Origin of the sequence: Synechococcus sp. SYN20 (assembly GCF_014279555.1) — a bacterium.
Lineage (GTDB): Bacteria > Cyanobacteriota > Cyanobacteriia > PCC-6307 > Cyanobiaceae > Synechococcus_C.
The window spans coordinates 2,418,652-2,442,539 of sequence record NZ_CP047959.1 but is presented as its reverse complement, the minus strand read 5'-3'; the positions used below and the strand labels follow the sequence as shown (position 1 = coordinate 2,442,539).

Genomic DNA, 23,888 nt, shown 5'->3' with positions numbered 1-23,888 from the left:
CATGACTCTCGCAGCTTCGGATCTCGATGCTGCCTTCGAGGCCTGTCGCTCCGAGACGGCCGAGTGGGCAAAGACCTTTTATTTGGGCACGTTGTTGCTGCCGCTCGAGAAGAGGCGGGCGATTTGGGCCATTTATGTCTGGTGTCGACGAACCGACGAGCTTATGGATAGCGAGGAGGCTCAATCACATTCGGTTGATGAGCTTGCCGAGCGACTCGACCGTTGGGAAGAAAAAACCAGAGCACTTTTTAACGGCCATGTCGTAGATGATCTAGATGCGGTAATGCTCGACACCTTGCAAAAGTTTCCGCAGGATATTCAGCCTTACCTCGACATGATCGAAGGACAACGGATGGATTTATCTTGGACTCGCTATCCCACTTTTAAAGATTTAAAGCTTTACTGCTACCGCGTGGCTGGAACCGTTGGCTTGATGACCCAGGGGGTCATGGGAGTCGACGAGGCGTATACATCTGCGCCATGGAGTGATTGCCCTGACCCCTCCGATGCAGCCGTTGCTTTGGGGATTGCCAATCAACTCACCAATATTCTTCGAGACGTAGGGGAAGATCGTTCGCGCGGACGAATCTATCTTCCCCAAGAAGATCTGCGCCACTTTGGAGTGAGTGAAGATGATCTCTTGGCTGGAAGAATCAACGAGGCCTGGATTGATCTGATGACATTTCAATTGGCCCGTGCCAGGGAATGGTTTGTCCGCTCAGAAGCTGGAGTGCGTTGGTTGTCTGCCGACGCGCGCTGGCCTGTTTGGACTTCTCTTCGACTTTATAGAGGAATCCTGGACGCAATTGAACGCAATAACTATGACGTCTTTAATCGACGTGCTTTCGTGGGCAAGTTGGCTAAAGCTCTCGAACTTCCGAGATGCTTTGTGATCGCTCAGTCCCGCTAAGTGATCACAAAGCTCAAGAAAATCAGACTGTTGTTTTCTGATCCGCGAGTAAATCCTTCAGTTTGGATAATTCTCCAGCCCAGCGAGGGTCTGGGGCTGATTCGGTTTTAGCATCGCTATGAACCACTTTGTTGACGGCTTTCCGTGCCGAGCCAGGTGCGTTGCCAGGACCGCCACGGCGATTACCTGCAGCACCTGCGTTGCTCTCGCGTCGTTCAGAGCGTTCTACGCGCAGGGTGTTGCCGTTGAAATCCTTGCCGTTGAATTGCTCGATCAAAGCATCGGCAACTTTTTCATCGTCGACATTGGCGAAACCAAAGCCGCGGCATGCGCCCGTTTCTCGATCGAGAACGGTCTTGAAGCGGATTCCCTCCCCCACGCTGGTGAGTTGGGTCTCCAACTCTTTGGCTTCAAAGGTTTGCGGCAAGTTGCCGATGTAAAGACGCACGCTCATGAGACGGGGGGGAGAGAGAGAAGAAAACTGCCTATCAGGCCGATCGCTGTCGTTAAGGCAAGTCAGTTAATCACAGCGGCTTGTGAATCCAGGCGCGCGCGCACTGAATGGCGTCGTCTTGGCTACGAATTCGACCAAAGGCTTGTTCCAGGCAAAGATGATCAATGAGTTCCCCTAATCGGGGCCCTGGAGCCAAGCCAAGCTCTGCTTGCAACGTTCGGCCATTGAGTGGTGCACTGGGATGGAACAGCTTGTCTTCCTGATCACGCCACCGACTCAGCCATTCCTTTTGGTGCTCCATGGGCCAAGCCAGTGTGAACGCAGGAAGATCTTCCTCAAGCTCTTGATGCAGCTTTAATCGCTCACTCTCATTAAGAGTGTCGGCACTTTGCTGTTGATCTCGCATCCACCACTTCCGCAGTCGCATGCTGCGTTGGATTTGCTTCCGGCTGAACCGCAACTCGTTCACGCCTTGATCGCTAAGTAACTGCGTTAAGCGTGCGAGTGGCAAGGCGAGTTGTTGTTCTTGTTGTGTCAACGCTTCTGCGTTGAACGTTCTTTGCGGTTGATCGGAGCACCATGGCGCGATCAATTGCAACGAGTGCAGCAAACGGATCGCCTGATCGGCGCTGTTGGCTTGAACCAGCTTCAGGACTTCAGCCTGAATGCGCTCTGGTGCCACCTTGGCTAAGAGGTGGCGATGGCGCGCGATCATCTCAAGAGTGGTCTCATCAATCGTCATCGAGAGCTCTGCAGCCAGTCTTAGGGCTCTCAACAGCCGGAGGGGATCATTCAGCAGGTTCTGTTCGTTGACAGCAGTGATGCGTCGAGCGCGTAGATCAGCAATACCGCCGCTGGGATCCAAGAGCTTTGGGTCAGGTGTGAGGGTGAGAGCAATCGCGTTGATTCGATAATCACGTCGCAAGAGATCAGCGTTGAGGTCATCACCGTCTTGTCTTGCAAGATCGATGGTCCAGCTCCCCAGCACCAGGCGGGCCATGTCTCTTTCACGATCGAGCACCACGCAGGCGCCACCGAACTCTCGAGACAGTTTGCGGACCTGTTCCAGCGCATCCGCTGGAACCACCATGTCCAGATCTGGATGGTCTGGCAAACGGTTCAGCAATCCGTCACGGACGGCTCCGCCCACCAGCACCGTCCCTGCGGGTAGGCGGTCGAGTGGGATCGGCCAGCGTTCCGGCTGCAGCCGTGTCATAAGTTGACGCGCTATGTGGCCGCCCTCCCCCTCCAGAATGGAGTCCTCTACAGAGGTGGGGTGCATGTGCATCTGCGTAAATTGCCGCTGGGTGGATCGTTGTCAGGCCTATCACGCGGTGGAACGTCAGCATGGTGTGGCTCATCTCACTAACAAGCCTGACGTGAGTCCCCAAGATCCACGCATTCATATCAGCCTTCATGACCTCAGCGGGGGTGGCGTCGGCGTGGAATGGGATGTGCGAGCTTGCGCCAGCTTTGAGGCTGATGACGGGCGATGGCAGCGATTGCGCCCTGAGCAGGAGTTGCCTCGATGAGTCGTTGGCTGCTGGCTATGCATAGCTCGAGTGAAACGCTTGGCCTTGCCGTTTGCGACGCTGAAGCCCCCGCTGGGGGAACTCGCATTCTGTCTCGCCAGATGGGACGTCAGCTCACGAATGGTTTGATTTCTGCTGTCGAGGAAGTGCTCCCTCGCGCGGAATGGGCTTCGATTGGCCGTTTGGCAGTGAGTACAGGTCCGGGAGGGTTCACGGGGACTCGCTTGACCGTGGTGATGGCACGCACCCTGGCCCAGCAGTTGGGGTGCCCTCTCCATGGTGAGAGCAGTTTCGCTTTGATGGCCGCACGCTTATCCGTGGCCTTGCCGGCTAGTCAGGCATTGGAGCCGTTCTCGATTGTGCAGACCCTTCCCCGTCGGGGTCGCGTAGCTGGGCGCTACCGCCTGCGTTCAAATTCAGATGATGTGGAGGAGCTGGAACGTCCTCGTCTACTCAGAGAGGACGAGGACCCATCTCCTGCGTTGACCATGGAGCTTGATGTTGCGTCTGATGTGCAGCATCTGCTTGGGCTTTGTTGCCAATGGGATCTGGAGGACACTCCAGGCCCATGGGAGCCTGTTCTGCCCATCTACCCCACATCCCCTGTGGGACCCGTCTAATGGCCCCAGGTTGGCGCTCCTCGCTAGTGGTCCTTGCTTCTCTGGTGTGGGCCAGCACTGCGGGCCCTTTAAAGCCATTCCGTGAGGCCATCACCACGGTTGAGCCTCCGCAACGCATCCTCGTGCTGGGTGGAGATCTCGATCGCGAACGGGTAGGACTGCGCTTGGCGCAGCAGTTGGAGCTTCCTTTGGTGGTGAGTGGCGGCAGCAATCCGGAGTACGCGCAATGGCTTTTACGGGATGCGGGGATGGACCAAAGCCGGGTTGTGCTCGATTACAGAGCCAAAGACACCTTCACGAATTTCACATCTTTGGTGGATGACTTGAAACGCGATGGTGTGAAGCACGTCTATCTAGTGACAAGCGATGATCATTTGCCCCGTGCCATGACCGTGGGACGGCTGGTGGCGGGAAGCCGAGGAATTCGTCTCACTGGGGTGCCCGTTGCTTGTCAACCTTCCTGTCGGAAGGAGACGTTAGGCAAGCGCTTGGGTGATGGGATCAGAGCGCTGACCTGGGTCATCACAGGTCGAGATCTCAAGTCTTGGGCGCTACGGAATTGGCCTCAAGGATTTCCTACGCCTTGATCGATTAAGGCATTAATTCGCCGCTGAAGCTCACGGGTGGTGGCCTCTAGCTCAGGCTTTTTCCGACCGGTTGGCGCAGGGATTGGCTCTCCGATGCGAAGGGCAACGGGAAGAAGCCTTGGCCAGCCCCTCCCTGTGCCGAGGACTCGATGGCTGTTGATGATTGCCACAGGGAGAAGGGGAGCTCCACTGCGCGCAGCAAGTAAGGCTGCACCTGGTCTTGGTTGATTGACGCGGCCGTCCGATTGGCGCGTGCCATCAAGAAAGACACCGATCGCCCAGCCCTCATCAAGTCGAGCCGTTGCTGTACGGATCGCTTCTCGATCACTTGCTCCCCGTTTCACCGGGTAAGCGCCGCAGGCGCGGATAATGCTCCCCAAGATTGGAATTCGGAACAGTTCGGCTTTGGCCATGAACGCAACAGGACGGCCTAGTGCGTGGCCAAGGAATGGTGGGTCGAGATGGGATCCGTGATTCGCGACTACAACCAAGGGGCCTTGAAGCGGCACCAAGGCGTTGCCATTGGTGTGCCCTCTTAAGAGACCTCGAAAGACAGGAAACACCAGCAAGTAGCTCACGAGCTGGTACATCAGGCTTGGTTTTGGCGTGACGGACGTCACAACAGCAGAGCCGTCGCTCGGGCTTGGCACAAGAGGGGGCATGGCTTCTTAGAGACCTAAATCAGCAGAGCTTGAAAGCTGGACGGTTGAGACACCAGTCATGGCCCTTTTGGCTAAGCCACTGAGCACATTCCCAGGCCCCACTTCGACCAAAGTGTCGACCCCCGCTGATGTCAGCGTCTCCATGGTTTCTCTCCAGCGAACGCCCTTGGTCATCTGCTGAGACAAGCGTTGCTTCAATTGAGATGCGTCGCTGCAGGGGGTTGGATCGGTGTTGCTCAGTACAGGGACGCGAGCATCTTCGAAAGCCAGGCCTTCCAGGTGGAGCTTGAAGGCCGCAGCCGCTTCTGCCATCAAGGGAGAGTGGAAAGCTCCGGAGACGGCGAGGGGAATTGCGCGCTTGCAGGTGAGTTGCTTACTCACGCTTTTCACAGCCTCAGGGTTCCCTGAGATCACGACCTGCGCAGCGCTGTTGTCATTGGCGATCACCACGCCATCTGTTTTGTTGACAAGGCTTTCAAGCTGATCGCGATCAAAACCGATGACGGCCGTCATCGCCCCTCCTCCAGCGGCTGCCATCAGCTCGGAGCGCCGCTGCATCAAGGCAAGGCCTGTGGACACATCAAAAACACCGGCGGCGTACAGCGCCACAAGTTCTCCGAGGCTGTGGCCAGCGACAAACGCTGGCTCGCGTCCCTGCCTGCGCAGTTCATCCACAATCAGGCTTTCAACGACGAAGAGTGCTGGCTGGGTGTTGCGGGTGTCGTTGAGATCAGCGGGATCGGCTTGTGCATCCGCCTCCCCTTGGCAGATCGCCAGTAAATCTCTGCCAAGCAGTCGGGAAGCAAGTGCAAATCGTTCTTCCGCTCCGGGAAGGGTCAGCACGGGCGCAGCCATGCCCGACTTCTGAGACCCCTGTCCGGGGAACACCCAGGCAATCGTCATCGTTGGCAGGTAGAGATGGCTGGGAGCCTAGGCGGGACCTTGCCAACGCAACAATGCGGCTCCCCAGCTGAGGCCAGCTCCAAAGCCACTACTCGCCAAAAGGTGACCAGGGGCCACGCGGCCTTCTCGCACGGCTTCGTCAAGCATGAGCGGGATCGTGGAGGCCGAGGTGTTGCCGTAGTTCGCCAAATTGCTTAAGACCTTGGAGTGCGGGATGGAAAAGCGATCCGCCACGGCATCCAAAATGCGCTGGTTGGCTTGATGAAGCAGAAGCCAGTCCAGTTGGTCCGGGGTTGTTTCTGTTTGCTCTAGAAGCTCTTTGAGGATGGCTGGCACTTCGCGCACGGCAAATTTGTAAACCTCTTGTCCATTCATCTGAATCGGCAGGTAGCCACCGCATTGATGGCGAGTGGTGTTGACCAAGGGAAGACTGGTGGGGATCTGCGGCAAGGTCAGGGAATGGCCGCGGCTGCCGTCGCTTCGTAACCGGAAACCCAGTAATCCGTCGGCCTCTGCAGAGGTGGCTTCGAGGGCAACGGCTCCAGCCCCATCACCAAAGAGCACACAGGTGCTCCTGTCGTCCCAGTCGACAAAGCGGCTCAACTGGTCGGCGCCGATCACCAGTACCCGCTGCATGGCGCCTGTGCGTAGGTATTGGGCGGCTGTCACGAGCGCGAAAAGAAAGCCGCTGCAGGCCGCTGTGAGGTCAAAGGCAACGGCATTCTGCGCTTTCAATCCGGCCTGAACCCTTGGTGCAGATCCAAACAGGTCGTCAGGGGTGGAGGTGGCAAGTAATACCAGGTCCAGGCTGTCTGGCTCCCACTGGGCCATCGCTAGAGCCTGTTGCCCAGCACGAACAGCGAGATCGTTCAGAGATTCGTCCGGGGTGCTGACGCGTCGAGACTGAATTCCGGTGCGGGTGCGAATCCATTCGTCACTGGTCTGCACCCGCTCGCTTAGAGCAGCATTGCTGATGGTTTGGTTCGCCTGGGCGCTGCCACTTGCGACCAGAGCCATGCCACGGAAGGGTGGGGGAGAACCAGCCAAAGTGGAAGTGCTTTGAGTGGCGTCAGTCAATCACAGTCCAGACAAGGTGCTTCAGCTTTTGACAGGTGCTGGCTTGCTGAGTTCGGCGAGATCGTCCATCACGCCATGACTTGCAGCGGAGTGAGCTAAGCGCAGAGCGCTCACCACGGATAGGGCTTTGCTGCTTCCATGACCAATAACGCAAATCCCATTCACACCAAGGAGAAGAGCTCCGCCATGTTCCGCATGGTCGAGTCGTTTTTTGATGCGTTTGAGATTGCTGCGTAGAAAGGCTGAACCAACTTTGCCGCGGCGTCCCCTCGGTAATTCAGCCCTGAGCACGCCGAGCAGAACACTGCCGACGGATTCAAGGAATTTCAGCAGCACATTTCCCGTAAAGCCATCGCAAACCACCACATCAAATTCACCGGATAGAACATCTCTTCCTTCGCAATTTCCTGCGAAATGAAGACGGGTTTCCTCCCGGAGTAATTCGTGCGTGCGTAGAGCTAGTTCATTGCCCTTGCATTCCTCTTCGCCAATGTTGAGTAAGCCAACGCGAGGGCGGTCGACCTGGAGGACGTCGCGGCAATAAATGTTGCCGAGCAAAGCGAATTGATGCATGTAGGCAGGCTTGCAATCCATATTTGCTCCCACATCCAGCACCAGGACTGGCTGGCCGGGGTCCTTGGTGGGGAACAGGGCTCCAATGGCGGGTCGATCGATCCCGGCCAGGCGACCGAGGCGAAAGATGGCCGAAGCCATCACAGCACCAGAATTTCCCGCGGAGTAAATCGCTAAGGCGTCTCCGCGTTTCACTAAATCCATGGCCACATTGACGCTGGCATCACGCTTCCGGCGCACAACAGTGGCTTCCTCGTGCATCTCCACTGAAGGTCCACTGGGGATCAGCTCCAGGTGCCCGGCATTGATCGCGTTGTTGAGCGGTTCTGTGAGTCCAGAGGTCTCAGCCGCCTCCATGATCCGGTTGGTTTCGCCCACAAAGCGGATTCGCAAGGGAAGCCGATCGATGGCTTGAAGAGAGCCCTCCAGGATCTCCCCAGGGGAATGGTCTCCACCCATCCCATCCACCGCGACCCAAAGGCGATCACTGTCATTGATCAGTCCGTCATCACCGGTCTCTGTGGTTTGCAGGCGGCGCAGAGGGTCCATCATCGGTTGGAGCATCTGTCCAGCCATGCTCCCCGCGTTGGTGACGACGCTTCCTGCCATCGATCCCACCGATTCAGCCACGTTCCCTGCAGCGTTGGCAGAGGTGGTAGCGGTGTCGACGAGACTGGTCACGGCGCTATTGCGCCTGTACCAAATCACAAGTCTTCTCACCGCCTTGGATCGGCGTGCTTTGCTCCGGGCTTCGTCGGCCGGGCTGAATTCAGGATCCTTCGGGTGCAACGGAATCGATGATGCGCTGGAACAAGTAACCGGTTCCCCGAGCCGTCAGGATTAGCTCGGGATTGGCCGGATCGTCTTCGAGTTTGGAGCGAAGCCGTGAGATATGAACATCCACGACCCTGGTGTCCACGTGACGTTCAGGGGTATATCCCCACACATCCTTCAAGATCTCTCCGCGGCTGAATGGCTCACCGGAGCGACCCACGAGCAATTCAAGGAGGCTGAACTCCATTCCGGTGAGGCGAACCCGTTCATCCGCCCGGAACACCTGACGCTTATTGGTGTCGATGCGTAGATCTGCCACTTGAATCACCCCAGAGTTGGGGATGCCAGCGACCTGTTCTTTTTCAACTCGGCGAAGAACGCAGCGGATTCTTGCTTCAAGCTCTTTGGGACTGAACGGTTTGACGACATAGTCATCAGCACCGAGCTCAAGGCCGGTAATCCTGTCTGCAACGTCACCCAAAGCGGTGAGCATCACGATCGGAACATCCGATTCCTTGCGTAATTCTTGGCAGACGCCGTAACCATCAAGCTTTGGCATCATGACGTCCAGGACCACTAGGTCTGGATTGCACTGCTCAAAACTTTCGAGAGCTTCAGTGCCGTCGCAGGCGGTTACTACGTTGTAACCAATCATCGACAGACGAGTTTCCAGAATGCGTCGAATACTGGCCTCGTCGTCGACAACGAGAATGGTTTCTTTGCTGGCGGCTGTGGCCGTCATATCCGAACTTATTTCGTACTGGTATTGCTTACAGATAAATGGACGGAGGCCCCGTTCATTCACCGAAAGCCAACTTTCTTCATAGTTCTACGTGTCCCGACCCGTTTCAATCTTCGTTTGCCAGAGCTGTGGTGCGCAGACACGGCAGTTTTTTGGTCGCTGCAGCAGTTGCGGCAGCTGGAATTCTCTGGTCGAACAAACCGCTCCGAAACCCGACGGCCGGCGCAGACGCGCTCCTGCCGAGTCAGCAGCGGCGCCAGTGGCGCGACGTTCCACTGCCATGGCCGATCTGGGTGATCGGCCGATTCAACGTCTTGAGAGCGGTTATCCAGAATTGGATCGAGTCTTGGGCGGTGGAGTTGTACCCGGCTCGCTCGTGCTCGTGGGGGGTGACCCAGGGATCGGCAAAAGCACGCTGCTTCTGCAAAGTGCATCAGTCATGGCGAACCGCCTGTCCGTTTTGTATGTCAGCGCTGAGGAATCAGCCCAGCAAGTGAAGTTGCGCTGGTTGCGTTTGGGTGGAGCGAGCGAGGGGCTCCAACTGCTCGCTGAAACAGATCTGGAGTTGGTGTTGGAAGAGCTCGAGGCTCTACGGCCCGATGTGGCGATCATCGACAGCATTCAGGCGTTGCATGACGCCAACCTGTCGAGCGCTCCGGGATCAGTGGCTCAAGTGCGGGAATGTGCCGCGTCTCTGCAGCGATTAGCCAAGCGACAGAACACGGCTTTGCTGCTTGTCGGCCACGTCACTAAAGAGGGGATGTTGGCAGGACCGAAGGTTCTCGAACATCTGGTAGATGCCGTGCTCACCTTTGAGGGGGATCGTTTTGCCAGTCATCGACTCCTGCGTGCCGTTAAAAATCGTTTTGGCGCTACCCATGAACTTGGCGTGTTTGAAATGCAGGGCCAAGGTCTTGTTGAGGTTAATAACCCGAGCGAGTTATTCCTGAGTGGAGATGAGGCCAGCGGAGTCGCCACGATTGTGGCCTGTGAAGGCACCAGGCCTCTTGTTGTGGATCTGCAGGCTTTGGTCAGTACCACGAGCTATGCGAGCCCCAGAAGGACGGCCACAGGGATTGCTGTGAATCGTTTGCATCAGATCTTGGCGGTGCTGGAAAAGCACATGGGCCTGCCGCTGTCCCGCTTCGACTGTTACCTCGCGGTAGCGGGTGGTCTCGATGTGGAGGAGCCTGCGGCTGATTTGGGCGTGGCTGCCGCTGTAGTTGCGAGTTATCGCGATCTCATCTTGCCGGCAGGGACCGTCCTGCTAGGTGAACTTGGCCTTGGTGGGCAGCTCAGGCCTGTTGGTCAGTTGGAGTTGCGCTTGCAAGAGGCGGTCCGTCTTGGCTTCAGACGAGCGGTGGTTCCGAAAGGGTGCGGACTCGGAAAGGGGGAGGCCAGCTTGAACTTGGAGCTGCACGAAGCTGGTTCGATCACGGAAGCGCTGGTCCTTGCCCTTGGTGTTAATCCTTCCGATGACCAAGCATGACCGTCAGAAATACACGTCCACGTTGCTGCGGCCGGTTGATTTCAGCCAGTTTTCGATATCGAGATATCCACCTGGATTCAGCCTGACGGCTTGGGTCCAAACATCTGCTGCTAAGTCAAACCAGCCATCCGCATCATCACGACGACCATCTTCTTCCGCCGTGCGACCGCGTTTTTCATAAATCAGGCCCATGTTTTTCAGGCATGACGGTTGCTTGGGGTTCTCATCCAAGGCCTTTTGGTAGGTCTCCAGCGCTCGCTCTTCTTCTCCATTGCTCATGTAGATGATGGCAATGTTTTTAAGGGTTTCGCCCCTGTCGATCGCGTTCTCCTCCAGCTTCAGGCTTTCCTCGTAGTTTTCCAAGGCTTCCGCGTAATCACCGTCGTTCTGGGCTGAGAGCCCGTCGCGGTAATACACATAAGCTTCTTTGGCACGGGCGTTAATCGGCAGTAGCTTCACGATGAGATCGGCCATGACCGTGAAGCTTTTGTCGATAAAATTGTCGTTTCGGTTGCTGCGCGGCACAGGAAGCCAAAAAAGGTGTGACTCCATCCTGACTGGAATCAGCAGCCCTGCCTAGCGTTCCTTGATGCGTTCTGCAGTTGTGACAAATTCCGCCAACGCCACAAAGTCGTCCCCCACGATGCTCTTAGACGTGGATGGCATGAAGTGCGGTGGTTGCGTGCGTTCGGTCGAGCGCACGCTTCTGGATCAACCCGGGGTGTGCGAAGCCAGCGTGAATCTGGTCACTCGCAGTGCTTGGCTTCGCTTTGAAGAGGATGCCGTTGCTGATCTTGCTGGCGTCGTTGAGGCTTTAACGGCGCGAGGTTTCAGTGCCCATCCTCGAGAGACTGATGCATTTGGTTCATCGGTTGAGGCAGATCGCAGCTGGGGTTGGTGGCAGCAGTGGCGTCAGCTAATCGTCGCGCTGGTCCTGCTCGTGTTGTCCGTGGTGGGTCACCTGGCTGAAGCCGGAACTGTCCAGGTTCCACCACTTGGTTCGCTTCCTTTTCATGCCGGTTTGGCCACTGTTGCTTTGGTGGGACCGGGCCGCCCCATCCTGATCGCAGGTTGGCGATCCGCTCGCATGGGGGTGCCAACGATGGACACCTTGGTGAGCCTTGGTGTTGGAAGTGCCTACCTGGCCAGCTTGGTCGCTTTGGTTTGGCCTCAGGTGGGTTGGCCCTGCTTCTTTAACGAGCCGGTGATGCTCTTGGGTTTTGTGTTGCTGGGACGCTTTCTTGAAGAGCGGGCGCGCCGTCGCACGGGCCGGGCACTGCAGGACCTAGCGGCTCTCCAGCCAGATGGTGCTCGACTGTTGATGGACGATGGCACGATCCGTGAAGTATCGGTTTCGGCGCTGCGCCCAGGAGAGTGTGTGCAGCTCCTGGCTGGCGACCGCGTCCCGGTGGACGGAATCGTGCGTGAAGGGCATTCGGCTGTGGATCTTTCCAGCCTCACTGGGGAACCCTTACCTTTAGATGCCTCTCCAGGCGCTGAGCTCAGTTCAGGCAGCCTCAATCTTGAGGCCACCTTGATCGTTGAGGTGCAGCGGATTGGTCGTGAAACCGCTCTTGCTCGGATCATTGATTTGGTGGAGCAGGCCCAAGCAAGGAAGGCACCGATTCAGGGTCTTGCCGATCGCGTGGCAGGCCAGTTTTGTTATGCGGTGGTGAGTTTTGCCATTCTCACGTTCCTGTTTTGGTGGCAGGTCGGTTGTCGACTTTGGCCTCATGTCCTTGATGTGCCTGTCGCGTTGATGGATCACGGCCATGCGCATGGTCTGCATGGCTCTCTTGGTGCGGGAGCTGAGACGTCGCTTGGTCTTGCTCTACAACTCTCCATTGCGGTGCTTGTTGTGGCTTGCCCTTGTGCTCTGGGATTGGCCACTCCCACCGTGATCACCGTTTCCTCAGGTTTGGCAGCGAAGCAGGGCTGGTTGTTTCGAGGCGGAGATGTGATCGAGTTGGCAGCCTCTGTCCAGCGCATGGTGTTCGATAAAACAGGCACGCTCACGCTCGGGCGGCCCCTGGTTGATTCGGTGTTGGCCAGCGAGGATCCCCCTCAAGCGCTTCAGCTGGCGGCAAGCCTTGAACAGACGAGCCGGCATCCACTCGCCCATGCGTTGCTGCAGGAGGCACAAAGGCTTCAGTTGCCTCTTTTAGGGGTTGAATCCAGCCGCACCACTCCTGGTGCAGGGATGGAAGGTCGTTTGCAAGGCGTGGATGGTCTGGTGCGTGTTGGCTCGCCGGAATGGCTGCGTGATCAAGGTGTGTTCTGGACGGAGCAACAGCAACAAGCGCTTGATTCGGTTGTTCAGCGTGGGCAGTCGTTAGTGGCTGTTGCTTTGGCTGAGACTCCGCTTGGCCTCGTGACTGTTGACGATCGACTTCGCCCGGATGCATCGCTCGCCATCCAGCGCTTACGAGACCAGGGTCAGTCGGTTGCCATGTTGAGTGGCGATCGTCGCCAGACCGTTGAACGGGTGGGGCGTGAGCTTGGTTTCGCCGACGCCGATTTGGCATGGCAACTGTTGCCGCATCAAAAACTTGAACGCCTTGAGCTTTTGCGAGAGCAGGGTTCTGTGGCGATGGTGGGTGACGGAATCAACGATGCCCCCGCTTTGGCGGCAGCAGACCTCGGCATTGCAGTCGGCACAGGAACTCAGATCGCTCAGGACACGGCCGATCTGGTGCTGCTCGGAGATCGGCTTGAGGCTGTGCCTGAGGCGCTTTGCTTGGCCAGGCGAACGATGTCCAAGATTCGTCAGAATTTGATTTGGGCTTTTGGTTACAACCTCATTGCCTTGCCGATTGCGGCTGGTGTGCTTTTGCCCGGATTTGGCCTTTTGTTGTCACCTCCCCTGGCAGCACTGCTTATGGCGTTTAGTTCGGTGTCTGTTGTGCTGAATGCCCTCAGCTTGCGGCTTCGTTAACCATGGCCAGGAGCAAGGGACGACTGCTGGTGCTGGAGGGCATTGATGGTTGTGGAAAAACCACCCAGCTTCAGCAGCTGTCCAGTTGGCTCGCGACGAGCGGTCTGATGCCCGCGGGGTCTCAGCTGATTGTCACTCGAGAACCGGGAGGAACGGCCTTGGGAAAAAGCCTGCGTGAGCTTCTGCTCCACCCCCCTCAAGATGCTGACCCGGGTCCAACAGCAGAGTTGTTGTTGTATGCAGCGGATCGTGCCCAACACGTAGACCGAGTCATTCAGCCTGCCTTGGAGAGGGGTGATTGGGTGCTCAGTGATCGCTTCACGGGATCGACGATGGCTTATCAGGGATACGGACGCGGTCTCGATCGGGAGCTCATCACTGATCTCGAGCGCATTGCCACGAGAGGGCTCAGCCCCGACGTGACGGTTTGGCTTGATATCCCTTTGGCATTGAGTGTTCAGCGACGCGGTAGTCGAGAGGAGGACCGCATCGAAGCGGAAGGTTTTGCTTTCTTAGAGCGTGTCTCCAATGGTTTTTCTAACTTGGCTAAGGCGCATGGCTGGGTGTCGGTTATGGCTGACCGTCCGCTTTTGGAGGTTGCTGAGGTGATTCAAACCGCGTTGCTAACCCGAGCGGCGTCTTGGCAGCGATGAGCGACGTGTTGCTCGAAGAGCAAGATCTGTTTGCTGATCTGGTGGGCCAGCCTCTGGCTGTGACCCTTTTAAAGGCAGCCCTGATGCAAGGGCGCCTCGCTCCTGCCTATGTTTTCGCTGGCCCAGAAGGCGTTGGCCGTCGCCTGGCTGTTCTGCGCTTCCTCGAAGGCGTGATCAGTGAGGGCCAGTGCAATCAACGCCAGCGGCGGCGCTTGGCAGAACGCAACCACCCTGATCTCCTCTGGGTCGAACCCAGCTACAGCCACCAAGGGCGTTTGATCTCCCGCTCTGAAGCTGAGGAGGCGGGCGTCAGTCGGCGAACCCCTCCCCTCGTGAGGTTGGATCAGATTCGAGACATCAGCCGTTTCTTGTCACGGCAACCGCTGGAGTCGTCGCGTGGCCTTGTGGTGCTTGAGGAGCCTGAAGCGATGGCGGAAGCCGCCGCCAATGCTTTGCTCAAAACTCTTGAGGAACCAGGCCATGGAGTGTTGATCCTGCTCTCAGCGGCTCCCGAACGGCTGCTCTCCACCATTCGTTCGCGCTGTCAGCTGATTCGATTGATCCAGCTCAGTGCTGAAGATATGCAGTCAGTTCTCAAACGTTTGCCCGCTGATGTCGATCAAGAGGCTGTCAGGCAAGGGCTTATGCAACCTGAGTTGGTTGCAATGGCTGGTGGTTCTCCAGGTGCGCTATTAGGCCATGTCAGGCAGTGGTTACGTGTTTCACCCGAACTGATTGGACGCTTGCATCCCTTACCAACTCAACCGATTGAAGCCCTCGCGCTCGCCCGTGATCTCACTGAGGCTCTTGATGGTGAGCAACAGCTGTGGCTCATCAATTGGCTTCAGCAGCACCTTTGGAGGTTGCAAAAAAGTGAGCGAGTTCTCCGAAAACTCGAGAGGCTACGCATTCAATTGCTGTCGTTTGTGCAGCCCAGATTGGCTTGGGAAGTCACATTTCTGGATTTGATGGAACTTTGATTGTTGTCAATCAGGCCGTGGCCCGATTCGCTGCCTCAGTTTTTTGCTCTCGATCTTGGCGCGCTTGAGCGAGGACATCCTGAAGTCCATCGAGTTGAGATCCTGTGGGCAGTTCAAGGCAATACCCGGCTCCATAAACCGTTTTGATGAAACGGGGTTTGCGTGGATCTGGTTCTAATTTCGTACGTAGGTGACGAACGTGAACGCGAATCGTTTCAATGTCGTCGTCTGGTTCATAGCCCCACACTTCTTTGAGGATGAGAGAGGGAGCAACCGTTTGTCCGTGGCGTTGGAGCAAACAATGCAGAAGCTCAAATTCCAAGTGAGTCAGTCGTACCGGATGATCGAACCAGATCGCTTCAAAGCGCTCTGGCACCAAGGTCAGCGGTCCATAACTAAGGATTTCGTGATGGTTCCCAGATGTTCCGATAGGCGCTCTATCACTACGCCTCAGTAGCGCTTTGACTCGCGCTTGGAGCTCTTCGAGATCGAATGGTTTTGTGAGGTAATCATCAGCGCCTGAGTTGAATCCGCTCACTTTGTCTTTCGTCCCACCTAGGGCTGTCAGCATCAGGATCGGAATGGAGGCTGTCCTTTCATCTCGGCGTAATCGTTGGCAGAGCGTGAGTCCATCCACATTGGGAAGCATTAAGTCCAGAAGGATTAAATCTGGGGTGTATTGAAGTGCGAGCGCCTGTCCCTTTATGCCGTCGTCGGCTCGTTGGACATCAAAACCACTGTGCTCGAGGTGTCCACCTACCAATTCGCTCATGTCCCGGTCATCTTCGATCAGCAGGATGGAAGGTTTCATCTAAATGCTGGCGAAAAAACAATTGGACGAGGTAGGGCCGCGTCATTAAGAAGTAATTCTCTCAAGAGCAACAAGTTTGTGCAGAATTCAGGTCCTCCCCTTCATGGTTGGCATGCCCCTGAAAAAGTGTTTGCCTCACTGGGATTTGGCTCAGTAGCTTGGAGATCAGCTCGCGCAGCTCTACAGGAAATCTTTTGATTTGAATGGCCCCTATCGGCGATTTTCTTCTGAGCAGAGAAAAAATAGTGTTGCTAAGGGCAAAAAAAATGTCACCACCTTGAGGGTGATGACATTAATTAGAAACTCCCCGGGCGGGATTCGAACCTGCGACCAATCGATTAACAGTCGACCGCTCTACCGCTGAGCTACCGAGGATTGAGACCTGGAGACCTTAACTGTCTGGCCCTGACTTAGGCAAGTGCCTTGAGTGTGCGGCGCAAATTGTGACCTTTCTCCCAAGGACCAATCGCTCCCTTTTTCATGAGTGCTGCCCCGTCAGCATGGTCCAGTTCATCGAGTCGATGGGTGATCCAAAGAGCTGTGAGTGGATTGAGCGAGCGGTGACAAAGCTGTTGAACCGTTGCCAAGACTGAGCTTTGGCTTGATGGGTCCAACAGTGCTGTCGGTTCATCAAGCAGCATCAGTTTTGCGTCACTGGCTAGAGCACCAGCAATGGCTAAACGCTGCTTTTGGCCCCCACTCAAGGTGTGAATTTGCCTCCCAGCCATGCCGGCAAGTCCCACCTGCTCCAGCAGGTGGGCGATCCGCTTGCGTTTCAGGGAAGGAGCAAGCGTGGGGGGAAGGTTGAGCAGAAGGTCGCTGCCGCAACTTGGGAGCAGCAATTGATGATCGGGATTTTGAAACACCAAGGCCGTTTGGACATTGCAATCCACTCGTCCCGATTGAGGTTGGATCAACCCGCCGATCATTCGAAATAGGGTGCTTTTCCCGCTGCCATTACTACCTACCAGCATCCATAGGCCTGGCCCTGGAACGCTGAAGCTGCAGCGGTCAAGAGCGCGGGTCCCGCAGGGCCAGCAAAAACATACCTTCTCAAATTGAAGAATCCGTTCGTTGGTGTCCGTGCCCACAGCGGTTACGGTTAGCTGTCGAGTGAAAAGCCAGGGCGTTTGCTTCCCCCGGATGCCGCCGTCTTCTCATAAATCTGAACAGCTAAAACGTCGCTCGTAAGAACGCTGAGTCGTTTGCCTTCTACTTTTTCGCAGGTCATTTCAAGCAATCGAGGCTGTCCCTGTTCAAGGGCTTGGCGAACCTGTTGATAAACGGATTCGGCATCTCCTGATTCTTTGCGTTGAACAGAGATGGGCATCGGGCTCATGCGAAGAGCTAATTCGACGACGTACACAGCTAAAAAAAATGGTTATGGCTCCATTCTCCTCATCAGAAGCACGAAACGGAGTGATGGGTATTTTCACTCATCTATGGGCCGTCCGGCTGTGTCGCCCCTGCAAGAACAGCGGAAGCCATTAGTCTCCACATGTAAAGCTTCATGAAGCAACCTCATGACGATCGCTGCAGGTCGCATGCCGCAGCGGGGATGGTTCGACGTCCTCGATGATTGGCTCAAACGCGACCGATTTGTTTTTGTCGGCTGGTCCGGCATTCTTCTTCTTCCCACGGCCTACCTCTCGATTGGTGGCTGGTTAACGGGAACCACCTTTGTAACTTCCTGGTACACCCACGGCATTGCGTCGTCGTACCTCGAAGGTTGCAACTTCTTGACCGCTGCTGTGTCCACCCCCGCTGATGCGATGGGTCACAGCTTGCTGTTGCTCTGGGGCCCAGAAGCCCAGGGTGATTTTGTCCGCTGGATACAACTTGGAGGCCTTTGGGCTTTCGTTGCTCTCCACGGCGCTTTTGCACTGATCGGTTTCATGCTCCGTCAGTTTGAAATTGCTCGTCTCGTCGGCATTCGTCCTTACAACGCCATCGCCTTCTCAGGTCCGATTGCGGTGTTCGTCAGTGTCTTCCTGATGTATCCCTTGGGACAGAGCAGCTGGTTCTTTGCACCCTCCTTCGGTGTGGCTGCAATTTTCCGCTTCCTGTTGTTCCTCCAGGGCTTCCATAACTGGACCCTGAATCCATTCCACATGATGGGAGTGGCCGGCATTCTTGGCGGTGCACTGCTTTGCGCCATTCACGGCGCGACCGTGGAAAATACTCTTTTTGAGGATGGTGAACAGTCGAACACCTTTAAGGCGTTCGAACCCACCCAAGAAGAAGAGACCTATTCAATGGTCACCGCCAACCGTTTCTGGAGCCAAATCTTCGGAATTGCGTTCTCCAACAAGCGTTGGCTGCACTTCTTCATGCTGTTTGTGCCAGTGATGGGCTTGTGGACCAGTTCCATCGGCATCATCGGCCTTGCACTCAACTTGCGTGCCTATGACTTCGTGTCACAGGAAATCCGCGCTGCTGAGGATCCTGAATTTGAAACCTTCTACACGAAGAACATTCTTCTGAATGAAGGTCTGCGTGCCTGGATGGCACCGGCTGACCAGCCGCATGAAAACTTCGTCTTCCCTGAAGAGGTTCTGCCCCGTGGCAACGCTCTCTGATTTTCATCTTGAGCTTAGTTTTCATTTGCCCCCGCAAGGGGGCTTTTAATGCTCATAAAGAAATATTCGTTTAAATGTTAATTGTTTGTAGGTGCTTGATGGGCATGAGCTCAGAATTTTAAACGTATTTGAATGCAATATTGGTTTGCTAATGGTTTGCGGTGTAGCTAACTCTGTCCAGGGTGGATCAGGGCTGTAATTGTATGGGCTGGCAATGCGCCTTCAGTGCTTTGGATGGCAAAGAGTTGATCCTAGGCATCTATAGGATCTGGGAGTTGTGTTTAGGTTTAAGTTCTACGTTGTTGCATCGATTTGAAGCGTTTGCGAGTGGTGTGAGGCGAAATGAATTTCAATCTTAAACAAAGTTTATCGATTAAATATGCATTCTTATTCGAGAACTAAATTGCGATTTTGTTGGATGATGGGTAAGCCTTAGGAGGCTAGATTGCTGCTCTGGGATTTTTGCAAAATGTCAGCCCAGAGTGCCAACTTTCGCAATCCCAATTCCTTTCCTTGGCTTGATTGAGCAAGAGCTTTTGGATGCTCTTTTTGGACCCCCACCCTGGTTGGTTTGGGTTTAGTAAAAATACGTTCCAATTTCGCTTAAAGGCTTGCTTGCTTTGCGATTGTTTTGCAAAAGCGATGTGTTCCCTGTGGCTGATCTGCGGAACTAAATAACTTGTTGTTAAGACACGATCTTTTGGAGTGAGCTTGGCGATGACTTGTTGAACCTCGCCAACCATCTCCATTCTGTTTAAATAAGGGCCTGTGAAAAACCAGGGTTTGGCTAGTGCTATCCAGCAAGCTATAGCCCATATTATGCCTTTCCATGGGAAAACCTGTTTTTGTTTTGTTGCTAATCCATCGATCGCTGCTGTGACGCTGATCACTGCCAGGGGGATGCTGTAGTGGTGGATCAGTGTTCGATAAGATGATGTTTCAGCGTTGAGGTTGACGAGTAATAGTGGCACCGCAGCGCTTAGAATTACAAGTGAGCGTCTTCTCCAGAAAGGAAGTGTGGGAAGAATTAAGAGTAGTAAATAGAATGCGCTACCCCCCAAGTCGATGTGCGTGAAAGCAAGCCATGGTCGGCTTATTAATGTGAAAAGAATGTCGCCAAAGTTGTTGCCTAGATGGGAAAACATCCGACCAGCGGCTTTTGGCCCTTCTCCATTTCGGAGCAATGGATAAAGCCATTGGCTCAGCAGCAGAATCCAGGCGCCAGATAGTCCTGTGCCAGCAATGACCCAATTCCAGCGCTTTTGTATTAATAAGCTGAGGCTTAGCCCGAGCGTCACCAGAACGAGGCCATCACGGCAGCCCAGCATCAAGATTAGGAGCAAAATCCACCCTCTAAAGCGTTGCTGGCGTTGGCACCAAATCGCCATGGCTAGTGCTGGCATCACCCAAACCTCTGGGTGGAAATCGAAAAGATTGACGTTGAAGACCAAAGGTTGGAGCCACCACAGCAGGCAGCTGAACCAGCAGAGTCGTCTGGAAAGACCGGCTTGAGACGCAAGCATCCAAATCGGAATTGCCGTAAGGCTGAGAGCAAAAGCTTGACTTGCCAGCAGCCATTGAATAGTGGGATGAAACCAATACAGCAAGCCGGTTAAATACAACATCCAGGCGCCGTGATCAGCCAGTACATGAACGTTTTCCATCGATGAAATCGGTGAAAGTCCTTTGCTCATCAACCAGGCCCATTGATCAAAGAGACCAAGGTCGTAAGCATTGCTCTGAAGCAACCAATGACGTGAAGCGGCTACCCCCCAACCCAGGAATCCCAAGCCAAGAGCGGTCCACCAAAGACGTGGTGTAAGGGTGTTGTTCATGGTTGGTCCTCGGAGGAACAGTGCCAGAGAGCCCAATCCTCCATATGGGTTCTGTCTCCCGTTGTCGAACATGCCTGGCGAGGGCCTTTGCTCACGAGCCAAAACTCTGATGGAGGGTTGGAAGTCAATTCCTTTAAGGGACGCTTCGCGTACCAGTTCAATGAGGGTCGCGTGGATCCGTCCAGCATTACAACCGCATCCGGTGGGAGCGTACGGATTTGTGCTGCTACAGGCCTGGGATCCCAGATTTCATTAAGTTCCCATAGCCACAGTTGGCTGTGCCAAAGCGTGAGTAGACCGAGGCTCCAACCCGTGACCACCAGCGCGAGCCCCTGCCGGCGTTGACGCTCTGGGGATTGAGAGAGCTTCAGTCCGCCGATGAGCAGGCCAAGGCCTGCGGTAAGTAAGGCTGGAAATGGAAGCGCCGCGCTGGTGTTCAGCGTTATCAGAACGATGGTGCTGAACAGGAGGACAGTTCCGATCCATTTCCAAGCATGCGGGATCCAAAAGGGGCGACCTTCCTTCAAAAGACGAGCTAGGGCTTCTCCGCAGAGAAGAGCGATCGGTGGCCAGAGAAGGTGGCTGTACCAAGGTAATTGGGTCCTTAAGGGCAAGACCATCAACGCGCTACCGACTAGGAGGCCTAGTTCCCATAGGCCCGTGGGGGTTTTGCGATGGCGCCATGCCCAGTGAATGCCACTGGGTAAGAGCAAAATCCAGGGCCACCCCCCTTCAAGAACTTCTGTTAGTGGCATCACCCAGGCTCCACTGTTATTGCCTACGACTTCGGTGACGCGACCAAACCCCTGGCCGCCCCACATCACGAGTGCATCACTTCCGCGTTGCCAAAGGTGCCAGAGGTGCCAAAGCGCTCCTGGAATCAGGCCGCTCATCGCCCAGCCCAAGGCTGAATTCTTTCTGCTGTAGGACCTGTCTAAAAGGGTGATGATCCCGATCACGGCCAAGTAACCAATCAGGGCTGGTGGCTTTAGGAGCAAGATGCCGCTCCCTCCCAATCCGGCAAGCAAGCCATGCCAGGGCCAGCGTTTGCTGCTCAGCCAGGCGCTGATCAGTAGCAAACTGCAGCTCACAAGAGTGCCGTCCAGCATCGCTAGCCGCCCATGGCGTGCCATGGGCAACAGGGTCATCAGGATCACACCGGAACAAAGCGCGGAACGCTCAGTCCCTACGCCATCGTTGAGTTGGCGCCTCAGGATCACGATCAGTGGCACGGCCAAGCTGGCCATCAGGCTTGGCATCAGGCGCACGGCCCATTCGTTGTCTCCAAACCGCTTGATCGATGCACCAATCAGCCAGTGCAGTCCTGGTGGTTTGTTGAGGTAAATCGCCTCACTGTTTTTAATGGCTAAAAGCCAGTCCCAAGCCGGTTGTGCTGTGGTGGAGCGGGAGACTCCTGCTACGAGAGCTTCATCCCAATCGCGCAACGGCAGATTGCCCAGCCAAGGGAGCCAAATCAGCAGAGTCAGCAACCAGAGCAAAAGCGGCAATTGCACTGCCGTAAGCCCCCAGCGTCCGTTAGCTTGCAAAGGACTAGTTCGCAGTGATGTGGTCTCATCCTCAACCTTCGGGTCCATGGATGAGATCGAATGCATCGCCGGCGTTCATCTATCCATCCAGGAGGAGGTGTCCATGAGTTCCAGTTGTTTGACCCAGGGTCTGCTGATCGCGGAGAACGCCGGCTGACGGCATTGTCTCTTGATTGATCAATCGGTTTCGCGACAGAGCGGACCCGGCGAGAGCCCCCGGCCAGTTTCTGGTCGGGGGCATCGTTTTAGGACTTTTCGTCAGCTTGTTGGCGTGGGTCAGGAGGCAAAGGCGTTGCAAGTCTTTCCTGCAATTGCCGCTCTAATTCGGGTTTCAAAGGTCCGTTGTGTTGCAAAACGGCGATGCCATTCTTGATGGCTTGCACCCGGTAATCGCTCATCTGATCAGGCAACTCTTGCTTGATACGTCTGAGTTCACGCCAATCACTGCGAAACGCCACGCTGTAACGCTCTAACCAGTCGAGATCAATGGCGATCCAATCCACAGCACGTTTGTTCTTGTCTCGGTCGAGGTAATGCAGAGATTCGGGATAGCGCACCGCAACCTCACGTCGAGCGATTAACGGAACGAGAGGTGTATTAGCGCTCACAGAGGCGTCGTTGGGGATCAGACGAAGAACTTGGCGGGCATCCTGTCCGTGCCTCCATTGCTGAATCGGGCTGCTAAAAACCATCGGCTTAATGCTGTCAGGAACGATCCACGACAGGCTGCGATGGGGGTTGCTGCTCACGGTGAGCAGGAGAGAAAGGCTGATGGCAATTCCCCAGGCCAGGCGCGTGCGGCGGCCGGGGACCGGTTGCTGGCGACGGCTCCACCAGAGCAGGGTTCCCAGGCTGAAGCCCGGGACCACGAGCAGGGTGTAGCGAATGGTGATCGAGAGCGGGTCATTGCTGCCTTGGGCCAGAAACAAGCCAAGGAGTGATGGGCCTGCAAGGATCCATGCATCAAGGCTGATCAGTGGCACCATCAGGAAGGGAAGGCCATGACCCAGCAGGTACAACAAGGTTTGGCCTGGAGGGGAGATCAGTTCCCTGAGCATGATCAATGGCTGGCCCAAAGCCTGTTGCACCATTGAGAGGCTGCTGGCTCCTTCGCTCGGATCCACATCGAGATATTGGCCAAAGTTTTCCACCATGAATCGCTTGCTGTTGTCGTCGGAGAACAGCGGCATCAAGGCATTGGTAACCAGCACCATCCATCCAGCTCCCCAGATGACAAGGGCAATCGCCATTGGCCATCGTTTTGGCTCTCGTAGGAGCAACCACAGTCCGATGGCAATCAGCATGATGCCGGTGTCTTCTCGAATAAGCGGGATGACCACAGCAGCGCTGAGGATCAACCATCCCATTCGCTTCTGAAGACCCAGCATTAAGGCGAAAACAGCGAGGGGAAGCTGGCAGAGATCAGTGAAATTTCCCAGCGTGGGACCGATGAGTGCATTCCCTCCGTAAAACCCATAGGTCAGCCAGTTCGCCGTTCTTGCCGGAACGAGTTGAAGGGCAAGTCGATGCAGGACTAACCCTGCAGAGACAATGAGCCCCACCTGTACAAGTGGAAGCGCGGCGCCTCCGATCAACCCGAACAAAGGAGCCCAAAGCAGAAGGGAGGGCGTGAAATGCTGGCCTAAACGGGCATAGCCCAAGCCTGCTGGTTCACCGCTGTGGATCACATTGGTGGAGAGTTGTGAGGAGAGCGTGCTTTCAAAGGGGTGTCCCCGCAGGCTGTTCCAAAGCACTTGCTGAAAAATGCCTTGGTCGTAACTGGCGAGGAGGACCTGGGAGCGCCAAGCCTGCAATAGAAGTGCGACGACCGCGAAGATCAGCGCAGCAACCAGAGCTTGCCTGGTGGACTTTGAGAGCGTTGCAGGCATCCGCAAAGGCCCTGGGACAGTTTCTTATCAATAGTGGATGGCCATCTCCACGATGGGAGCATTCCCCTGCCGAGGAAGGGTGATGGGTGCTGCCTGAATTCATCAGGAAGAGACGCCCTGAAAATTAATTGGCTTGTATCAATAGATGCATAATTCATGTTTTCTGTATGAATGAATACATATAACTCATGCTTTGTATTTTGGGATACACAAAGGTGATTTTTATGTTGTATTTGATACGCGGCGAGGAGATATTGTCTTTTTCGATACACTCCATATTGCTTTCTGGCACACAGGTGCTCGATTTAATTGACTTGATAAATATCTTTTATTCGA

23 protein-coding genes and 1 tRNA gene are annotated in these 23,888 nt (G+C 55.5%); 9 read left to right on the top strand and 15 right to left on the bottom strand.

The genetic code is table 11. The features are described 5' to 3' along the window. Position 1 precedes the first annotated feature (1 nt). A complete protein-coding gene (locus SynSYN20_RS12945; protein WP_186523995.1) occupies positions 2-910 on the top strand; it encodes a phytoene synthase in 909 nt (302 codons plus the stop codon). A gap of 22 nt (positions 911-932) precedes the next feature. On the opposite strand, the gene SynSYN20_RS12940 is transcribed toward SynSYN20_RS12945, so the two are convergent. Both SynSYN20_RS12940 and SynSYN20_RS12935 read right to left on the bottom strand, forming a co-directional pair. Then, on the bottom strand, positions 933-1,364 hold the full coding sequence (locus SynSYN20_RS12940; RefSeq protein WP_186523994.1) for an RNA-binding protein: 432 nt from the start codon (positions 1,362-1,364) through the stop codon (positions 933-935). Between the two features lie 70 nt (positions 1,365-1,434). Then, positions 1,435-2,652 (bottom strand): CCA tRNA nucleotidyltransferase, encoded by a 1,218-nt coding sequence (locus SynSYN20_RS12935; protein ID WP_186523993.1) that lies wholly within the window; start codon positions 2,650-2,652, stop codon positions 1,435-1,437. On the opposite strand from SynSYN20_RS12935, the gene SynSYN20_RS12930 reads away from it, so the two are divergent. The 3 genes from SynSYN20_RS12930 to SynSYN20_RS12920 are packed head-to-tail and all read left to right on the top strand — an operon-like array spanning position 2,645 to position 4,103. Further along, a complete protein-coding gene (locus tag SynSYN20_RS12930; protein WP_186523992.1) occupies positions 2,645-2,896 on the top strand; it encodes a Ycf34 family protein in 252 nt (83 codons plus the stop codon). The two genes, SynSYN20_RS12935 and SynSYN20_RS12930, sit on opposite strands and share 8 nt — an antisense overlap. Continuing rightward, on the top strand, positions 2,893-3,516 hold the full coding sequence (tsaB, locus tag SynSYN20_RS12925) for a tRNA (adenosine(37)-N6)-threonylcarbamoyltransferase complex dimerization subunit type 1 TsaB (protein WP_186523991.1): 624 nt from the start codon (positions 2,893-2,895) through the stop codon (positions 3,514-3,516). The genes SynSYN20_RS12930 and tsaB overlap by 4 nt, the downstream gene beginning before the upstream one ends. Then, complete coding sequence (locus tag SynSYN20_RS12920) at positions 3,516-4,103, top strand: YdcF family protein (RefSeq protein WP_186523990.1); 588 nt, start codon at positions 3,516-3,518, stop codon at positions 4,101-4,103. The genes tsaB and SynSYN20_RS12920 overlap by 1 nt, the downstream gene beginning before the upstream one ends. Here the strand turns inward: SynSYN20_RS12920 and SynSYN20_RS12915 are convergent. From SynSYN20_RS12915 to rpaB, 5 genes are all read right to left on the bottom strand, one after another. Further along, a complete protein-coding gene (locus SynSYN20_RS12915) occupies positions 4,082-4,765 on the bottom strand; it encodes a 1-acyl-sn-glycerol-3-phosphate acyltransferase (RefSeq protein WP_186523989.1) in 684 nt (227 codons plus the stop codon). The two genes, SynSYN20_RS12920 and SynSYN20_RS12915, sit on opposite strands and share 22 nt — an antisense overlap. A gap of 6 nt (positions 4,766-4,771) precedes the next feature. Further along, positions 4,772-5,668 (bottom strand): ACP S-malonyltransferase, encoded by an 897-nt coding sequence (gene fabD / locus SynSYN20_RS12910; RefSeq protein WP_186523988.1) that lies wholly within the window; start codon positions 5,666-5,668, stop codon positions 4,772-4,774. A 27-nt stretch (positions 5,669-5,695) separates the two neighbouring features. Further along, entirely contained in the window at positions 5,696-6,685 is a 990-nt protein-coding gene (locus SynSYN20_RS12905) for a beta-ketoacyl-ACP synthase III (RefSeq protein ID WP_186525650.1), read from the bottom strand. Positions 6,686-6,766: 81 nt separating this feature from the next. After that, a complete protein-coding gene (gene plsX / locus SynSYN20_RS12900; protein ID WP_186523987.1) occupies positions 6,767-8,107 on the bottom strand; it encodes a phosphate acyltransferase PlsX in 1,341 nt (446 codons plus the stop codon). Beyond that, the gene (gene rpaB, locus SynSYN20_RS12895; RefSeq protein WP_186523986.1) at positions 8,088-8,834 is read right to left on the bottom strand and encodes a response regulator transcription factor RpaB; all 747 of its coding nucleotides are present in this window, start codon (positions 8,832-8,834) and stop codon (positions 8,088-8,090) included. The genes plsX and rpaB overlap by 20 nt, the downstream gene beginning before the upstream one ends. 91 nt (positions 8,835-8,925) lie before the next feature. Between rpaB and radA the strand changes: the two genes are divergently transcribed. Next, the gene (gene radA / locus SynSYN20_RS12890) at positions 8,926-10,323 is read left to right on the top strand and encodes a DNA repair protein RadA (protein ID WP_186523985.1); all 1,398 of its coding nucleotides are present in this window, start codon (positions 8,926-8,928) and stop codon (positions 10,321-10,323) included. A gap of 3 nt (positions 10,324-10,326) precedes the next feature. Here the strand turns inward: radA and SynSYN20_RS12885 are convergent, their stop codons facing one another. Then, positions 10,327-10,875 carry a photosystem I assembly protein Ycf3 gene (locus SynSYN20_RS12885; RefSeq protein WP_370586688.1) on the bottom strand — a complete coding sequence of 183 codons (549 nt, stop codon included), beginning with the start codon at positions 10,873-10,875 and terminating at the stop codon, positions 10,327-10,329. Positions 10,876-10,912: 37 nt separating this feature from the next. On the opposite strand from SynSYN20_RS12885, the gene SynSYN20_RS12880 reads away from it, so the two are divergent. The 3 genes from SynSYN20_RS12880 to SynSYN20_RS12870 are packed head-to-tail and all read left to right on the top strand — an operon-like array spanning position 10,913 to position 14,891. Further along, positions 10,913-13,258 (top strand): cation-translocating P-type ATPase, encoded by a 2,346-nt coding sequence (locus tag SynSYN20_RS12880; protein ID WP_255476276.1) that lies wholly within the window; start codon positions 10,913-10,915, stop codon positions 13,256-13,258. Positions 13,259-13,260: 2 nt separating this feature from the next. Continuing rightward, the gene (tmk, locus tag SynSYN20_RS12875) at positions 13,261-13,911 is read left to right on the top strand and encodes a dTMP kinase (protein ID WP_186523984.1); all 651 of its coding nucleotides are present in this window, start codon (positions 13,261-13,263) and stop codon (positions 13,909-13,911) included. Then, positions 13,908-14,891 (top strand): DNA polymerase III subunit delta', encoded by a 984-nt coding sequence (locus SynSYN20_RS12870; protein WP_186523983.1) that lies wholly within the window; start codon positions 13,908-13,910, stop codon positions 14,889-14,891. Before tmk ends, SynSYN20_RS12870 begins: the two co-directional genes overlap by 4 nt. A gap of 10 nt (positions 14,892-14,901) precedes the next feature. Here SynSYN20_RS12870 and SynSYN20_RS12865 read toward each other — a convergent pair whose 3' ends face one another. From SynSYN20_RS12865 to SynSYN20_RS12850, 4 genes are all read right to left on the bottom strand, one after another. Beyond that, the gene (locus SynSYN20_RS12865; protein WP_186523982.1) at positions 14,902-15,702 is read right to left on the bottom strand and encodes a response regulator transcription factor; all 801 of its coding nucleotides are present in this window, start codon (positions 15,700-15,702) and stop codon (positions 14,902-14,904) included. A 303-nt stretch (positions 15,703-16,005) separates the two neighbouring features. Continuing rightward, positions 16,006-16,077 (bottom strand) — tRNA-Asn (locus SynSYN20_RS12860). Positions 16,078-16,112: 35 nt separating this feature from the next. After that, positions 16,113-16,793, bottom strand: coding sequence for an ABC transporter ATP-binding protein (locus tag SynSYN20_RS12855; RefSeq protein WP_186523981.1), 681 nt, complete (start codon positions 16,791-16,793; stop codon positions 16,113-16,115). Positions 16,794-16,804: 11 nt separating this feature from the next. Beyond that, positions 16,805-17,068 carry a hypothetical protein gene (locus tag SynSYN20_RS12850; protein ID WP_041426744.1) on the bottom strand — a complete coding sequence of 88 codons (264 nt, stop codon included), beginning with the start codon at positions 17,066-17,068 and terminating at the stop codon, positions 16,805-16,807. Between the two features lie 157 nt (positions 17,069-17,225). On the opposite strand from SynSYN20_RS12850, the gene psbD reads away from it, so the two are divergent. After that, positions 17,226-18,281, top strand: coding sequence for a photosystem II D2 protein (photosystem q(a) protein) (gene psbD, locus SynSYN20_RS12845; RefSeq protein ID WP_115071676.1), 1,056 nt, complete (start codon positions 17,226-17,228; stop codon positions 18,279-18,281). Positions 18,282-18,721: 440 nt separating this feature from the next. On the opposite strand, the gene SynSYN20_RS12840 is transcribed toward psbD, so the two are convergent. From SynSYN20_RS12840 to SynSYN20_RS12830, 3 genes are all read right to left on the bottom strand, one after another. After that, positions 18,722-20,116 carry a DUF2079 domain-containing protein gene (locus tag SynSYN20_RS12840; protein WP_186523980.1) on the bottom strand — a complete coding sequence of 465 codons (1,395 nt, stop codon included), beginning with the start codon at positions 20,114-20,116 and terminating at the stop codon, positions 18,722-18,724. Further along, on the bottom strand, positions 20,113-21,711 hold the full coding sequence (locus SynSYN20_RS12835; RefSeq protein WP_186523979.1) for a glycosyltransferase family 39 protein: 1,599 nt from the start codon (positions 21,709-21,711) through the stop codon (positions 20,113-20,115). Before SynSYN20_RS12835 ends, SynSYN20_RS12840 begins: the two co-directional genes overlap by 4 nt. 197 nt (positions 21,712-21,908) lie before the next feature. Next, the gene (locus SynSYN20_RS12830) at positions 21,909-23,552 is read right to left on the bottom strand and encodes a DUF2079 domain-containing protein (RefSeq protein WP_186523978.1); all 1,644 of its coding nucleotides are present in this window, start codon (positions 23,550-23,552) and stop codon (positions 21,909-21,911) included. Between the last annotated feature and the right edge of the window lie 336 nt (positions 23,553-23,888).

Excerpts from the sequence above, each read along its gene's own strand:
- SynSYN20_RS12830 (WP_186523978.1), bottom strand. The coding sequence starts at position 23,552 with ATGCCTGCAACGCTCTCAAAGTCCACCAGGCAAGCTCTGGTTGCTGCG.
- SynSYN20_RS12915 (WP_186523989.1), bottom strand. The coding sequence starts at position 4,765 with ATGCCCCCTCTTGTGCCAAGCCCGAGCGACGGCTCTGCTGTTGTGACG.
- rpaB (WP_186523986.1), bottom strand. The coding sequence starts at position 8,834 with ATGACGGCCACAGCCGCCAGCAAAGAAACCATTCTCGTTGTCGACGAC.
- SynSYN20_RS12920 (WP_186523990.1), top strand. The coding sequence starts at position 3,516 with ATGGCCCCAGGTTGGCGCTCCTCGCTAGTGGTCCTTGCTTCTCTGGTG.
- SynSYN20_RS12835 (WP_186523979.1), bottom strand. The coding sequence starts at position 21,711 with ATGGACCCGAAGGTTGAGGATGAGACCACATCACTGCGAACTAGTCCT.
- SynSYN20_RS12840 (WP_186523980.1), bottom strand. The coding sequence starts at position 20,116 with ATGAACAACACCCTTACACCACGTCTTTGGTGGACCGCTCTTGGCTTG.
- tmk (WP_186523984.1), top strand. The coding sequence starts at position 13,261 with ATGGCCAGGAGCAAGGGACGACTGCTGGTGCTGGAGGGCATTGATGGT.
- SynSYN20_RS12940 (WP_186523994.1), bottom strand. The coding sequence starts at position 1,364 with ATGAGCGTGCGTCTTTACATCGGCAACTTGCCGCAAACCTTTGAAGCC.
- fabD (WP_186523988.1), bottom strand. The coding sequence starts at position 5,668 with ATGACGATTGCCTGGGTGTTCCCCGGACAGGGGTCTCAGAAGTCGGGC.
- SynSYN20_RS12935 (WP_186523993.1), bottom strand. The coding sequence starts at position 2,652 with ATGCACATGCACCCCACCTCTGTAGAGGACTCCATTCTGGAGGGGGAG.
- SynSYN20_RS12870 (WP_186523983.1), top strand. The coding sequence starts at position 13,908 with ATGAGCGACGTGTTGCTCGAAGAGCAAGATCTGTTTGCTGATCTGGTG.
- SynSYN20_RS12945 (WP_186523995.1), top strand. The coding sequence starts at position 2 with ATGACTCTCGCAGCTTCGGATCTCGATGCTGCCTTCGAGGCCTGTCGC.
- SynSYN20_RS12880 (WP_255476276.1), top strand. The coding sequence starts at position 10,913 with ATGCGTTCTGCAGTTGTGACAAATTCCGCCAACGCCACAAAGTCGTCC.
- psbD (WP_115071676.1), top strand. The coding sequence starts at position 17,226 with ATGACGATCGCTGCAGGTCGCATGCCGCAGCGGGGATGGTTCGACGTC.
- SynSYN20_RS12885 (WP_370586688.1), bottom strand. The coding sequence starts at position 10,875 with ATGGAGTCACACCTTTTTTGGCTTCCTGTGCCGCGCAGCAACCGAAAC.
- tsaB (WP_186523991.1), top strand. The coding sequence starts at position 2,893 with ATGAGTCGTTGGCTGCTGGCTATGCATAGCTCGAGTGAAACGCTTGGC.
- SynSYN20_RS12930 (WP_186523992.1), top strand. The coding sequence starts at position 2,645 with ATGTGCATCTGCGTAAATTGCCGCTGGGTGGATCGTTGTCAGGCCTAT.
- SynSYN20_RS12865 (WP_186523982.1), bottom strand. The coding sequence starts at position 15,702 with ATGAAACCTTCCATCCTGCTGATCGAAGATGACCGGGACATGAGCGAA.
- SynSYN20_RS12905 (WP_186525650.1), bottom strand. The coding sequence starts at position 6,685 with ATGGCTCTGGTCGCAAGTGGCAGCGCCCAGGCGAACCAAACCATCAGC.